The 12,784-nt window shown below is 63.2% G+C and carries 12 protein-coding genes; 4 read left to right on the top strand and 8 right to left on the bottom strand.

Going from position 1 to position 12,784, the window contains the following annotated elements; all coding sequences use genetic code 11:
- Positions 1-204 precede the first annotated feature (204 nt).
- From OZ411_RS41360 to OZ411_RS41340, 5 genes are all read right to left on the bottom strand, one after another.
- Positions 205-531: an HPr family phosphocarrier protein gene (locus OZ411_RS41360; protein ID WP_130582325.1), complete on the bottom strand. Its 327-nt coding sequence runs from the start codon at positions 529-531 to the stop codon at positions 205-207.
- Entirely contained in the window at positions 528-929 is a 402-nt protein-coding gene (locus OZ411_RS41355) for a PTS sugar transporter subunit IIA (protein ID WP_027579987.1), read from the bottom strand. Before OZ411_RS41355 ends, OZ411_RS41360 begins: the two co-directional genes overlap by 4 nt.
- 133 nt (positions 930-1,062) lie before the next feature.
- Positions 1,063-1,578, bottom strand: coding sequence for an HPr kinase/phosphatase C-terminal domain-containing protein (locus OZ411_RS41350; RefSeq protein WP_282532557.1), 516 nt, complete (start codon positions 1,576-1,578; stop codon positions 1,063-1,065).
- Positions 1,575-3,380, bottom strand: a complete 1,806-nt coding sequence (locus OZ411_RS41345; protein WP_282532556.1) for a sensor histidine kinase — start codon at positions 3,378-3,380, stop codon at positions 1,575-1,577. Before OZ411_RS41345 ends, OZ411_RS41350 begins: the two co-directional genes overlap by 4 nt.
- A gap of 114 nt (positions 3,381-3,494) precedes the next feature.
- Positions 3,495-4,196, bottom strand: coding sequence for a response regulator transcription factor (locus tag OZ411_RS41340; protein ID WP_027579989.1), 702 nt, complete (start codon positions 4,194-4,196; stop codon positions 3,495-3,497).
- Between the two features lie 229 nt (positions 4,197-4,425).
- On the opposite strand from OZ411_RS41340, the gene OZ411_RS41335 reads away from it, so the two are divergent.
- The 3 genes from OZ411_RS41335 (at position 4,426) to OZ411_RS41325 (ending at position 7,373) form a co-directional block, all read left to right on the top strand.
- Positions 4,426-5,160: a DUF2470 domain-containing protein gene (locus OZ411_RS41335; RefSeq protein ID WP_282532555.1), complete on the top strand. Its 735-nt coding sequence runs from the start codon at positions 4,426-4,428 to the stop codon at positions 5,158-5,160.
- Positions 5,161-5,301: 141 nt separating this feature from the next.
- Entirely contained in the window at positions 5,302-5,703 is a 402-nt protein-coding gene (locus OZ411_RS41330; RefSeq protein ID WP_282532554.1) for a hypothetical protein, read from the top strand.
- 53 nt (positions 5,704-5,756) lie between these two features.
- Positions 5,757-7,373 (top strand): phosphoenolpyruvate carboxykinase, encoded by a 1,617-nt coding sequence (locus OZ411_RS41325; protein ID WP_282532553.1) that lies wholly within the window; start codon positions 5,757-5,759, stop codon positions 7,371-7,373.
- A 75-nt stretch (positions 7,374-7,448) separates the two neighbouring features.
- On the opposite strand, the gene rocF is transcribed toward OZ411_RS41325, so the two are convergent.
- From rocF to OZ411_RS41310, 3 genes are all read right to left on the bottom strand, one after another.
- Positions 7,449-8,417, bottom strand: a complete 969-nt coding sequence (gene rocF, locus OZ411_RS41320) for an arginase (RefSeq protein ID WP_282532552.1) — start codon at positions 8,415-8,417, stop codon at positions 7,449-7,451.
- Positions 8,418-8,537: 120 nt separating this feature from the next.
- A complete protein-coding gene (locus OZ411_RS41315) occupies positions 8,538-9,353 on the bottom strand; it encodes a thioesterase family protein (protein WP_282532551.1) in 816 nt (271 codons plus the stop codon).
- Between the two features lie 186 nt (positions 9,354-9,539).
- A complete protein-coding gene (locus OZ411_RS41310) occupies positions 9,540-12,098 on the bottom strand; it encodes a glycogen/starch/alpha-glucan phosphorylase (RefSeq protein ID WP_282532550.1) in 2,559 nt (852 codons plus the stop codon).
- Positions 12,099-12,344: 246 nt separating this feature from the next.
- Here OZ411_RS41310 and OZ411_RS41305 point away from each other — a divergent pair, with 246 nt between their 5' ends.
- Entirely contained in the window at positions 12,345-12,575 is a 231-nt protein-coding gene (locus tag OZ411_RS41305) for a hypothetical protein (RefSeq protein ID WP_282532549.1), read from the top strand.
- Positions 12,576-12,784: the final 209 nt, after the last annotated feature.

Genomic DNA, 12,784 nt, shown 5'->3' with positions numbered 1-12,784 from the left:
ACATATGGATGCAAGCGATCCGATCACCTCAAAAGCTCTTGTGCCACGGGGGCCGTCCACATATGGGTCCCCGCCTTCGTGGGACGACAGCGAGAATCGTAGGATGGGTAGAGCGGAGCGAAACCCATCATTTGCGCGGCTTACTCCATCGCGATGGGTTTCGCTCCGCTCTACCCATCCTACAGAGCAGGCATTGGACCGCGCCTACACGCCTTCTTCGTTGAACTTGCTGGCGACGAGTTCGGCGATGGCGTCGAGAGCGGCTTCGGCTTCGGGGCCGGTGGCGGAGACGATGACTGACGTGCCGGGGCCGGCGGCGAGCATCATCAGGCCCATGATCGAGGTGCCGCCGACGGTCTCGCTGCCGCGCGTCACCCAGACCTCGGCCTCGAAGCGCTCGACCATCTGCACGAATTTGGCGGAAGCGCGCGCGTGCAGGCCGCGCTTGTTGACGATCTGGAGTTCACGGGAGATCGCGCCCGCCGGAACCGTCGGGCCGACTTCGTTTTCGCCCGAGCCCTCGGCGCTCATTTGCCGGCAAGGACGCGGCTGGCAATGGTGACGTATTTGCGGCCCGCTTCCTGGGCCATCGCGATCGCATCGGGCAGCGACCGCTCTTCGCGAACCTTCGCGAGCTTCACCAGCATCGGAAGATTGATGCCTGCGAGCACTTCGACCTTGGGCCGGCTCATGCACGAGATCGCGAGGTTCGACGGCGTGCCGCCGAACATGTCGGTGAGGATCGCAACGCCGTCGCCGCTATCGACGCGGTTGACCGCTTCGATGATGTCGCTGCGACATAGATCGGCGTCGTCTTCGGCTCCGATCGTAATTGCTTCAATTTGTTTTTGTGGGCCCATTACGTGTTCGAGCGCTGCCTTGAATTCGTCGGCAAGGCGCCCGTGGGTCACAAGCACTAGACCAATCATCGGAAACTCCTCGCGGGTGCTTCTTGGTGCACCGCACGAACGCGCCACTTTGACCATCCAGAGGCCCCGCGCAAGAGGGCATCTTGGCTATCTCCCGGAATTTGGGGGCGGAGAAATACGGGTCTGCACCGGTCTATTCAGTGGCCATATTGCGGCTGATATGGTTACCGATTTGCCCCAAGCAATCGTCCGCGAGATTACGGGAACATGAACTTTCAGTTGTCGTCAATGCTGCGACAACCAGTAGCAGGGGTGAAAAGCCTATTCCGACGGGGATTCGCGGTAAAAAAACACCGTTTATCTCGGTCTGCAGCGCTTCCGGCGGCGGCAGGCGCTCGGGATCGCCGGCGGCGAGATCGACCACCAGCCCGACGATTGCCTCATGTGTGTACTCAACGCGGCGGATGCCGAGCCCGCGAATCTCGATCAGCCCGGCCAATTCCGCGACCGGCCGTATCAGCAATTCTTTGCCGGCTGTGTCGAGATAGACACGGTCATCGCCGACCAAGACGGCCGGCGGAAGCTGTCCAGAGCGGCCGGCGAGGATCAGATCGAAGGCGAGGCGCGACTTGCCGGAACCGGACGGGCCGCGGATCAGCACCGCGCGTTCTCCCACCAGCACTGCGGATGCATGCACGCTGGCGCTCATGGCGCCGGCAGCCTGACCACGAAGCGCGCGCCAGCGACCGTTGGCTTGCCGTCGGCATCAGCGGGACCGGGCCGGTTCTCGGCCCAGATGCGTCCGTTATGCGCCTCGATGATCTGCTTGGAGATCGACAGCCCCAGTCCGGAATTCTGGCCGAAGCCCTGGTGCGGCCGGTCGGTGTAGAAGCGCTCGAAGATGCGCTCCAGCGCGTCCTCGCCGATGCCGGGGCCGTCGTCGTCGACCACGATCTCGATCTCCGAGCGCACGCGGCGGCAGACGATGCGCACTTTGTCGCCCGGTTGCGAGAACGATTGCGCGTTGGAGAGCAGGTTGGAGATCACCTGTCCGAGCCGCGAGTCGTGGCCGGGCACCGCGAAGGTGTCGGTCGGACTGCGGCCCTCGAAGCGGGCTTCGACCGCGACGTCGTGGCCGAGCTTGGTCTCGTTGGCGACCGAGGTCAGCGTCGTCAGCAGGCGGCGCAGATCGACCGGCGCCATGTCCTGGCGCTGCAGCTCGGCATCGAGCCGGCTCGCATCGGAGATGTCGGAGATCAGCCGGTCGAGCCGCCTGACGTCGTGCTCGATCACGGCGAGCAGGCGGGAGCGGCTGCTTTCGGCGCGCGCCAAGGGCAGCGTCTCCACCGCCGAGCGCAGCGACGTCAGCGGGTTCTTCAGCTCGTGGGCGACGTCGGCGGCGAACATCTCGATCGCCTCGATCCGGCTGTAGAGCGCGTCGGTCATGTCGCGCAGCGCGCCGGAGAGATGGCCGATCTCGTCGCGGCGGCGGCTGAAGTCGGGAATCTCGACGCGGGTCTGGATGCGGCGGCGGACTCTTTCAGCGCCATCGGCAAGCCGCCGCACCGGGCCGGCAATGGTGCTCGCAAGCAGGAGCGACAGCACGATCATCACCGCGGCGGCAACGCCACCGACCTTGAGGATCGCGAGCCGCTCGGCGGTCACCATCTGGTCGATGTCGTCGCCCTGGGTGGAGAGCATCAAGGCGCCATGCACGGCGCGGAAGCGCTGCACGGGGACGGCGACCGAGACGATCACCTCGCCGCGATCGTTGACGCGCACCATGCTGCTCTTCTGGCCGTTCAAGGACTGCGCGACCTCCTGGTAGCCGGTACCGTTCTCCGGGCCGAGCTCGCGATAGAGCGGCAGATCGCCGCGGTTCAGCCAGGTGCGGATCGCGATCGTGGTCCGTTCGGCGAATCCCGGTTTCTCGGCGTTCGGCGGCGGCAACTCGATCCTGAACACGTCGCCCTTGCCGTAGAGGCTGCGGCTGTCGAGGATCAATCCGCCCTCGCGGTCGAAGATGCGGGCGCGCGTCTTGGTCGGCGAGATCAGCCGCCGCAGCACCGGCGCGACGCGTTCGGGATTGATCGGGAAGTCGGAATATTCGTCCGGCACGCCGTAGCTTTCGCCGGGCTTGAGGTCGAGCAGCCGCTCCGGATCGATGGTGATGGTGTTGGTCTCGACGGTAGCGGAGGCCGCGATGGCGCCGGCGATGATCTCGGCCTGCACCAGAAGGCTCTGGGCACGCGCATCGATCAGGCCGGCGCGGAATTGCGAGAGGTAAAGGATGCTGGCGACGAGCGCGACCAGGCCCGCAAGATTCAGCGAGACGATGCGGCGGGTCAGGCTCGAGAAGGACAGCGCGAAGAAGAATTGCCCGGCGCGACTCAGCCAGTCCAGCGGCCGCCAGCGCTTTGCGGTCGGCTTGTCGGCAAACTGGTCCTGCTCGAGGAGCGCCTGGGCGTCCTCGACGGTCTGGGCTGGGTCGGGCTGCGTTCGATCAAGCACTGGCAGGACTGCCGGTTCGTTGACGAGGGGTGTTACCATGCACGCTATAGGGCCCGCACCCTACCCCATAGGTTCGGACCGTGTCAGTTAACAAAGCGGAGCTTTCGCCGCGGATCAGGCTTCCTTGAAGCGATACCCCACGCCGTACAAGGTTTCGATCATCTCGAAATCCTCGTCGACCACCTTGAACTTCTTGCGCAGCCGCTTGATGTGGCTGTCGATGGTGCGATCGTCGACATAGACCTGGTCGTCATAGGCGGCGTCCATCAGCGCATTGCGGCTCTTCACCACGCCGGGCCGCGTCGCCAGTGCCTGCAGGATCAAGAATTCGGTGACCGTCAGCGTCACCGGCTCGTTCTTCCAGGTGCAGGTGTGGCGCTCCGGGTCCATCCTGAGCAGGCCGCGATCGAGCGCGCGCGTGTCCGGCTCCTTTGGAGCGGCGGTCGGATCCTTGGGCTGGCCGCGGCGGAGCACGGCCTTCACGCGCTCGACCAAAAGGCGCTGCGAGAATGGTTTGCGGATGAAATCGTCGGCGCCCATTTTGAGGCCGAACAATTCGTCGATCTCTTCATCCTTGGAGGTCAGAAAGATCACAGGCAGATCGGATTTTTGTCTGAGCCGTCGCAGAGTCTCCATGCCGTCCATGCGCGGCATCTTGATGTCGAGGATCGCCAGATCCGGTGGCGAGGTGCGGAAGCCATCGAGCGCCGACGCACCATCCGTGTATGTCATGATGCGGTAGCCTTCGGCTTCCAACGCTATCGAGACAGAGGTGAGAATGTTGCGGTCGTCGTCGACCAGGGCGATTGTGGGCATGAGCCTGCTTTCAGTTTTCCAGTTGGCTGAAACGGCGAGCATTCCGGTGATGCGCCGCATAATTGGGCTTCGGACTCGGTCAGCGAGCAATGCAACGTGGGCTGAAGTGTGACCGAGTTCCGCCAAACGCCTCGCCCCCCGCGGACGCGTCCGACCCGTCTAGAGCCCGTTTACCCGAAAAAAGCCCCGAAGTGCAACCACATGGCCAGACAATTACTAGGTAATTTCGATGCAACCGATCGCTGATTTTGACCCCGCCAGACTGGCTCGTTCTCTGCTCCGCAGGAGCCGGCAAGGCGCCTTGGCGACGCTGATGCCGGGAACCGGCGATCCCTATTGTTCCCTGGTTAACGTCGCCAGCCATCCCGACGGTTCCCCGATACTGCTGCTGTCCCGCCTGGCGGTCCATACCGGGAACCTGCTCGCCGACCCCCGGGTATCGCTGATGCTGGATGAGCGGGCCGAAGGCGACCCGCTGGAGGGCTCCCGAATCATGCTGGCCGGCCGGGCGGAACAGGCGGAAGGCGACGCCGCAGCCCTCCTGCGCCGCCGCTACCTCGCCGCCCATCCATCCGCGGAAGCCTTTGTGGAATTTAAGGATTTCTCCTTCTTCCAGATCGCCCCCTCGGCCACCCATCTCGTCGCGGGCTTCGGCCGGATCGTCGATCTCAGGCCCGAACAGTTCCTGACCGATCTGGCTGGGACGGAGGGGTGGCTGGAGGCTGAAGCTGAGGCCGTCGAGCATATGAACAAGGCTCACCGCGACGCCATGGACCTTTATGCGACCCGGCTGCTCGGGGCCGAAAGCGCCGATTGGCGCTGCATTGGCTGCGACCCCGAGGGCATGGACATGCAGGCGGGCAAGCGGACGCTGCGGCTAGAATTTCCGGAGCGCGTGCGCAATGCTGCGGAGCTGCGCAAGATGCTGGTTCGGCTCGCTGGCGATGCGCGCGCAAAAGCGTAAGCGCAAGCGGCGCGGCGTCGCAGCGCATGATCATGAGAGCGCCGTCGTCCACGCGCTTGGCATCATGCTTCTTATGCGCAACGACGCGGAACGTTTGCGCGCGCTGCGCATTCTTAACGGCCGTCGAATTCGAACGATGGCGTGTCGACGTTGAGTGAGGCCGTGCAATCAATTCCCATCGCCGATTGGATCGTGCGATCCAAGTGCAACGGCATTGCCGGCGACAAGGCCGATGTCTCATCTCCGCAAACTGCATATCGGGTATTCTACGCGTTGATGGACAACCGCGCGGCGTGTTCGATGGCATTAATTGTGCATCGCAAAGATGTCGGCCATGGATTGATCGCGGCGGATCGTCGCGCGATCCATGGGCAAGAAAGCCGCCTTGCGCTGCAGCAAATGCTTGAACCACATGGGAGCGGATGCCTTGGAATAAACCAAAATTCGGGGACTAGCTTGGCAAGCTCTGATTGCCCCATTATGAGGTCGCTGGACCGGGGCCTTCGGGCTATATTTGTTGTTGGAAAAGGTCACCGCGACTGAGCGCGTTTAGCGACATTCGCGCAATGGGAAACGCGGGTTCGAGGAGGTTCTTCGTGCAAAACACGGGCGTGTACAACGGTGCCTTTGGCGCCGACAAATTCGGCTTAAAAAATCTCAAGCGCGTGCATTGGAATCTTCGCGCGCCGCAGCTCTATCAATATTCGCTTGCGGCAGGCGAGGCCGTGCTCTCGGCCGATGGCGCGCTCTGCGCGGACACGGGCGAATTCACGGGCCGCAGCCCGAAGGACAAGTTCACCGTTCGCGACGCGACCACCGACAAGAGCATGTGGTGGGCGGGCAACCAGTCGATCACATCAGAGCAGTTCGAAGCGCTCTATCAGGACTTCCTGAAACACGCCGAAGGCAAGGCGCTGTTCGCGCAGGATCTCTATGGCGGCGCCGATCCGACCTATCGGATCAAGACACGCGTGTTCACCGAACTCGCCTGGCATTCGCTGTTCATCCGCACACTCCTGATCCGCCCCGAGGCGATCGAGCTCGCAAGCTTCGTGCCTGAGCTCACCATCATCGACATGCCGAGCTTCCGCGCCGATCCCAAACGTCACGGCGTACGCTCGGAGAACGTTGTCGCGATCGATTTCGCCCGCAAGATCGTCCTGATCGGCGGGTCTTATTATGCCGGCGAGATGAAGAAGTCGGTCTTCACCACGCTCAACTATTATCTGCCCGCGCGCGGCGTGATGCCGATGCACTGCTCGGCCAATGTCGGATCAAAGGGCGACAGCGCGATCTTCTTCGGCCTCTCGGGTACCGGCAAGACGACGCTGTCGGCCGATCCCAACCGCACGCTGATCGGCGATGACGAACATGGCTGGGGTCCGGAGGGCGTCTTCAATTTCGAGGGCGGCTGCTATGCCAAGTGCATCAAGCTGTCGAAGGAAGCCGAGCCGCAGATCTATGCCGCGAGCAAGCGCTTCGGCGCGGTGCTCGAGAACTGCGTGCTCGACGAGGATACCCGCGAGGTGGACTTCGACGATGGCTCGAAGACCGAGAACACCCGTTCCGCCTATCCGCTCGACTTCATTCCCAACGCCTCGCGCACCGGCCGCGCGCCGCATCCGAAGAACGTCGTGATGCTGGCGGCCGATGCCTTCGGCGTGCTGCCGCCGATCGCGAAGCTCTCGCCGGCGCAGGCGATGTATCACTTCCTGTCCGGCTACACCGCGAAGGTCGCGGGCACCGAGCGCGGCCTCGGCTCCGAGCCACAGCCGGAATTCTCCACCTGCTTCGGCTCGCCGTTCCTGCCGCTCGATCCTTCCGTCTATGGCAACATGCTGCGTGACCTGATCGCCCAGCACAATGTCGATTGCTGGCTGGTCAACACCGGCTGGACCGGCGGCAAGTATGGCGTAGGCTCGCGCATGCCGATCAAGGTCACGCGCGCGCTGCTCACCGCGGCGCTCGATGGCAGCTTGCGCAATGTCGAATTCCGCACCGACGGATATTTCGGTTTCGCAGTGCCGACCGCGCTGCCGGGCGTGCCGAGCGAGATCCTCAATCCGGTGAACACCTGGAAGGACAAGGTCGAGTTCGACAACACTGCCCGCGCATTGGTCGGCATGTTCCAGAAGAACTTCGCCAAGTTCGAGAGCAAGGTCGACGCCGAAGTCCGCGCCGCCGCGCCGGACGTGAAGCTCGCGGCCGAATAGAAAGGCGAATGGCGAGTAGCGAATTCGGTCGGCAATGGCTTCCATTCGCCATTCCCTGTTCGCTATTCGCCCATATCAATCCGGCAGCACCGCATTGGTCGGTGTCGGGCGGTCGGTGATCTGCAGCCCGAACAGGCTGCCGATCAACTCCACGACAACACGCGCGGTACGGCCGCGTTCGTCGAGGAAAGGATTGAGCTCGACAATGTCGACCGAGCGCACCAGTCCGGAATCGTGCAATAGCTCCATGATCAGGTGCGCTTCGCGGTAGGTCGCGCCGCCCGGCACCGTGGTGCCGACGCCGGGCGCCACCGATGGATCGAGGAAGTCGACGTCGAACGAGACATGCAGCACGCCGTTCCTCGCCTTGACGCGATCGATCACGCGGCGGATCAGCACGGCGACGCCGAATTCGTCGATGGCGCGCATATCGGCGATGGTGACGCGACGTTCGCGCAACAGCTTGCGCTCCAGCGGGTCGACCGAACGGGTGCCGATCAGGTCGAGCTGATCAGGTGTAATCGAGGCGCGCGGCAGGCCGCCGAGCAGATTGTCGAGCCCGGGCTCGCCGCAAAGGAAGGCGGCCGACATGCCGTGCATGTTGCCGGTGATCGTCGTGTCGGGCGTGTTGTAGTCGGCATGCGCGTCGACCCACAATGCGAACAGCGGCCGGCCCTTCTCCTGCCAGTAGCGCGCAACTCCATTGATCGACCCCATCGAGAGCGAGTGATCGCCGCCCATGAAGATCGGCACCGCGCCCGATTGCGCCAGCCAATAAGCGCGCTCGGAGGTCAGGCGGATCCAGGTCTTTACCTCCTCATAGAACTTCGTATTCGTGGGCGCCGGCCCGTCCGAGACCACCGCGGGGATGGAGAGATCACCGTGGTCATCGACGCGAAGCTCCAATTGCTCCAGCACGCGTGCGATCCCGGCGGTGCGCAGCGCCGCCGGCCCCATCAGCGTGCCGGCCTGTGCGGCGCCGATCTCGATGGGAACTCCGAGGAGTGCGATGTGCGATGGCTTTGAATTGTCGGTTTCGGACATGCGGCGACGCTCTCTCAAATCGTAGGGTGGGCAAAGCGAAGCGTGCCCACCCTCGACATTCCGCAAGAATTGGTGGGCACGCTACGCTTTGCCCACCCTACGCGTTCTACGCCTTCCTGGTTACGCCTTGAAATAGGCGATCTGCGTGGTGGTGGCGAGCAGGCGGCCGGAGGGCGACCACAACTCGCCGTTCTGGTCACCGTAGCTCTTATGGAAGATCTTGGCATCGGCGGCCGCCAGCACGCGGGTGATGTCCTCGGCGGCGAGGTCGGCGGCGTCGACGTGGAAATAGGTCGTCAGCGACACCGTACCGAACGGCACCAGTTCGCGCTTGGCGTGGAAGACGCGGCCGAAGAAGGCGTCCGACATTGCGATCAGCGAGAGCGCATCGATCTTGCGCGGCGCGCGGTCACCGATCCAGAGCTTGGAATAGGTTTCGGGCGCCGCGCTCGACGGCATGCCGAATTTCGGCTCGCCCTCGACGAAGCGGAAGTCATACTGCTTGACCCACGATGCCGCGGTCTTGGGATAGGGCAGGGTCTGCTCGAACGGCGTTGCGTCCGGAAACTTGGCCTGCTGGTGCGACCAGGACGGGCGGCGCTCGGCGAACACGGCGGTCGCAAGCGTTGCGACCTCGCCGCCGCTCTGCGTCATCTCCACGGACCAGTGCTGGCTCGAGCGATTGGCTTTCACCAGGCGGACATCGAGGTCGAAGGCACCTTGCGCGACCGGCGCGCAATAATTGACGGTGAGCGCCAGCGGGTCGCCGGCACGTTGCGGATGGTCGATCAGCGCCCGCAGGATGGTTGCAGCGGTGGCCCCGCCGAACGGGCCGACAAACGCCCAATAGTCGTCGCTGGTCTTCCCCTGCCAGCGGCTGTCGCCGGCAGTGACCGCGGTGGCATCGTCGAACAAATGCGGGGTCTTGGTAAGCATGAAATCTTTCCGGTGTTGCAAAATACTCCGTCATTGCGAGCGAAGCGAAGCAATCCATTTCGCCGCCGCTTGTGGAGGCATGGATTGCTTCGTCGCTTGCGCTCCTCGCAATGACGAGGACGCAGTATCGCGGCTATTCGGCAGAATTCAATGATGTCGGAGGTAATCGATTTCCGCCGCGTGGGATTAGCGCTTGGCTCCCCACTGCGCCTGCTCCTTCAGCAGGCGTGGCGTGGGCGGCTTCACCGGCACGTTCCAGATCTCCTCGGCGTATTCGCGGATGGTGCGGTCGGAGGAGAACCACGGCATCCGTGCCACGTTGAGGATCGAGGCTCGGGTCCATGCCGGCACTACCTGCCAGCGTGCGTCGATGCTGCGTTGGGTGTCGTAGTAGGAATCGAAGTCGGCACTGACCATGTAATGGTCGAGATAGCGCAGTGCATGGCCGATCGAGGCGAAGCGGGCGGGATCGCCGGGAGAGAACGCGCCGCTCTCGATTGCGGTGATCGCGCGCGCCAGCCGCGGCGAGCGGCCGATCAGGTCGCTGGCATCGAGCCCTTGCTTGCGGCGGACCATGACATCGCCGGCTTCCATGCCGAAGATCGCGATGTTCTCGGCGCCGACATGGTCGCGGATCTCGATATTGGCACCGTCGAGCGTGCCGATGGTCAGCGCGCCGTTCAGCGCAAGCTTCATGTTGCCGGTGCCGGAGGCTTCCATGCCGGCGGTGGAGATCTGCTCGGACAGGTCGGCCGCCGGGATGATCACCTCGGCCAGGCTGACATTGTAGTCGGCGAGGAAGGCGATCTTGAGCCGGCCATCGATCGCCGGGTCGTTGTTGACGACTTCGGCGACGTCGTTGATCAGCTTGATGATAAGCTTGGCGTAACGGTAGCTCGCCGCCGCCTTGCCGGCGAAGATTTTTACGCGCGGCACCCAGTTGCGCTGCGGCTCATCCTTGATCGCCTGGTACAGCGCGACCGCTTCCAGGATGTTCAAGAGTTGCCGCTTGTATTCATGGATGCGCTTGATCTGCACGTCGAACAGCGCCGACGGGTCGACCTTGATGTGGTTGCGCTCGGCCATCAGCCGCGCCAGCAGCAGCTTGTTGTGGCGCTTGACGTCGCGGAACTGCTGCTGGAACGCGTTGTCGCTGGCATGGGACTCGAGCCGCTCGAACAGCGAGAAATCGTCCAACACGGCTTCGCCGCAGACGTCGCGGATCAGGCCCGTCAGTCTCGGATTGGCCAGCATCAGCCAGCGGCGGAAAGTGATGCCGTTGGTCTTGTTGGTGATGCGCGTGGGATAGAGATGGTGGAGATCGTGGAACACGGTCTCCTTCATCAGGTCGGAATGCATCGCCGAGACACCGTTGATGCGGTGCGAGCCGACAAAGGCGAGCTGCCCCATCCGCACCCGGCGGCCCGACTTCTCGTCGATCAGCGACACTGCGGCGCGGAATTCGATGTCGCCTGGGCAGCGCTCTTCGGCGAGCGCCAGGTGCTGGACATTGATTCGATAGATGATCTCGAGATGCCGCGGCAATAGCCGCTCGAACAGCTCGACAGGCCAAGTCTCCAGCGCCTCCGGCAGCAGCGTGTGGTTGGTGTAGGACAGCGTCGCTACCGTGATCTTCCACGCCTCGTCCCAGCGGAAATGGTGCAGGTCGACCAGGATCCGCATCAGCTCGGTGACAGCCAGACTCGGATGGGTGTCGTTGAGCTGCACGGCCGCTTTCATCGCAAGACTGCGGAGCTGGCCATCGGCCGAAAGGTGCCGCTTCACCAGGTCCTGCAGGGAGGCCGAGACGAAGAAATATTCCTGGCGCAGGCGCAGTTCGCGCCCCGCGGCGCTTTCGTCGTTCGGATAAAGGAATTTGCAGATCGCCTCGGCGCGCGCCTGCTCGGCGCTGGCTGAGACATAGTCGCCGGTGTTGAAGACGTCGAGCTTCAACGGATCGGGCGCATGCGCCGACCAGAGCCGCAGCGCGTTGACGCGCTGGCCGCGCCAGCCGACGATCGGTGTGTCGTAGGCCATCGCCTCCACGGTTTCCGCCGGGTGCCAGATGGCGCGGTCACGGCCGCCTTCGTCGACATGCTCGATGGTGCCGCCGAAATGGATGTTGTAGACGACCTCCGGCCGCTGGAATTCCCAGGGGTTGCCGAAGCCCAGCCACTCGTCCGGATATTCCTGCTGCCAGCCGTGGTTGATGATCTGGCGGAACAGGCCGAAATCATAGCGGATGCCGTAGCCGATGGCGGGGATCGACAGCGTCGCCATGCTTTCCATGAAGCAGGCGGCGAGCCGCCCGAGACCGCCATTGCCGAGCGCTGCGTCGGGCTCGCATTTGCGCAGTTCATCGAGGCCGACGCCGAGATCGCCCAGCGCTCCCTCGAACACGGGCAAGAGGCCCATATTGTTGAGCGCGTCGGTGAACAGGCGGCCGATCAGGAATTCCAGCGAAAGATAATAGACTCGCTTGGCGCCGGCGTCGTAGCTCTCTTTTTCCGCCGTGAGCCAGCGATGGGTGATGCGGTCGCGCAGCGCGAGCGCCGCCGCCTTGTACCAATCGCGCTTGGTCGCCACGCTGGCGTCCTTGCCGATCTCCAGCCTCAGCTTGGCGAGGATCGCGCCCTTGATCTCTGCCAGCGCCAATTCATCGATCGGTTGATTGAGCGCCGGATAGCTTCCTGAGAAAGACTGTTCTTGCAACGCGGCAATCCTGAACTTTGGGGACGAGATCATGATCCGATGAGACGAAATCGAATCATGATCTAATCGCCTTGTTTGAGCATGATCTTTTCGGATCATGCTCTGGACAACAATGATACGCGTCTTGCACTTCAATCGGAACCGCCCAGCCGGTTGTTGTGCACCGCGCTGGTATGATTTTATGCAAGGACCGGGCCGATTTTGCGACCTCAAGGCGACGCGCTTCGGTGGTATGGTTACATATTAGGCGGCACAATCATCATCACCGAGAGGGCACCAATGAGACTGCTGATCGAAATCGCAGCCGCTGTGTTGTTCATCGTCTGCGTCACCGTCACCAGCGCCGCTTTCGCCGCCGGCAAGCCTGGGCGCAGCGCCGACGGCTTGACCTGCGGCTTCAGCATGCCACAAAGCGCAACTCCTGCCGCCCGCTGTGCCGCCATCAAGCGGCAATGCGGCGGCAGGTTTTACGCGAACTATTGTGGCGACAAGATGCTGTCGGCGATGTGAGACGAACAATGGATCGTCGGCGAGGCTTGGGCTCAGGAGTTCGGAGAACCTTATTGCCGAAATCTCGTAGAGCGTTTTGTCAGCGGTCAAATCAGGCTGCAGCCACCGTTTTGATCGCGTAGCCCGGGTTTCGCTTCCCAGGCTGGGCAAGAATTTCGCGGATTTCGGGAAGTTGAGGTACGATTCGCGGATGGTGAATCGTCTTTACA

It is taken from the genome of Bradyrhizobium sp. Arg237L (genome assembly GCF_029990105.1).
Taxonomy (GTDB): Bacteria; Pseudomonadota; Alphaproteobacteria; order Rhizobiales; family Xanthobacteraceae; genus Bradyrhizobium.
The sequence above is the reverse complement of the archived record's forward strand: the minus strand, read 5'-3'. Positions and strand labels throughout refer to the sequence as shown.

Bases quoted from the DNA above. Each gene is read 5' to 3' on its own strand.
- OZ411_RS41360 (WP_130582325.1), bottom strand. From the start codon at position 531: ATGAGCGCCGAGGGCTCGGGCGAAAACGAAGTCGGCCCGACGGTTCCG.
- OZ411_RS41355 (WP_027579987.1), bottom strand. From the start codon at position 929: ATGATTGGTCTAGTGCTTGTGACCCACGGGCGCCTTGCCGACGAATTC.
- OZ411_RS41350 (WP_282532557.1), bottom strand. From the start codon at position 1,578: ATGAGCGCCAGCGTGCATGCATCCGCAGTGCTGGTGGGAGAACGCGCG.
- OZ411_RS41340 (WP_027579989.1), bottom strand. From the start codon at position 4,196: ATGCCCACAATCGCCCTGGTCGACGACGACCGCAACATTCTCACCTCT.
- OZ411_RS41335 (WP_282532555.1), top strand. From the start codon at position 4,426: ATGCAACCGATCGCTGATTTTGACCCCGCCAGACTGGCTCGTTCTCTG.
- rocF (WP_282532552.1), bottom strand. From the start codon at position 8,417: ATGTCCGAAACCGACAATTCAAAGCCATCGCACATCGCACTCCTCGGA.
- OZ411_RS41315 (WP_282532551.1), bottom strand. From the start codon at position 9,353: ATGCTTACCAAGACCCCGCATTTGTTCGACGATGCCACCGCGGTCACT.
- OZ411_RS41310 (WP_282532550.1), bottom strand. From the start codon at position 12,098: ATGATCTCGTCCCCAAAGTTCAGGATTGCCGCGTTGCAAGAACAGTCT.
- OZ411_RS41305 (WP_282532549.1), top strand. From the start codon at position 12,345: ATGAGACTGCTGATCGAAATCGCAGCCGCTGTGTTGTTCATCGTCTGC.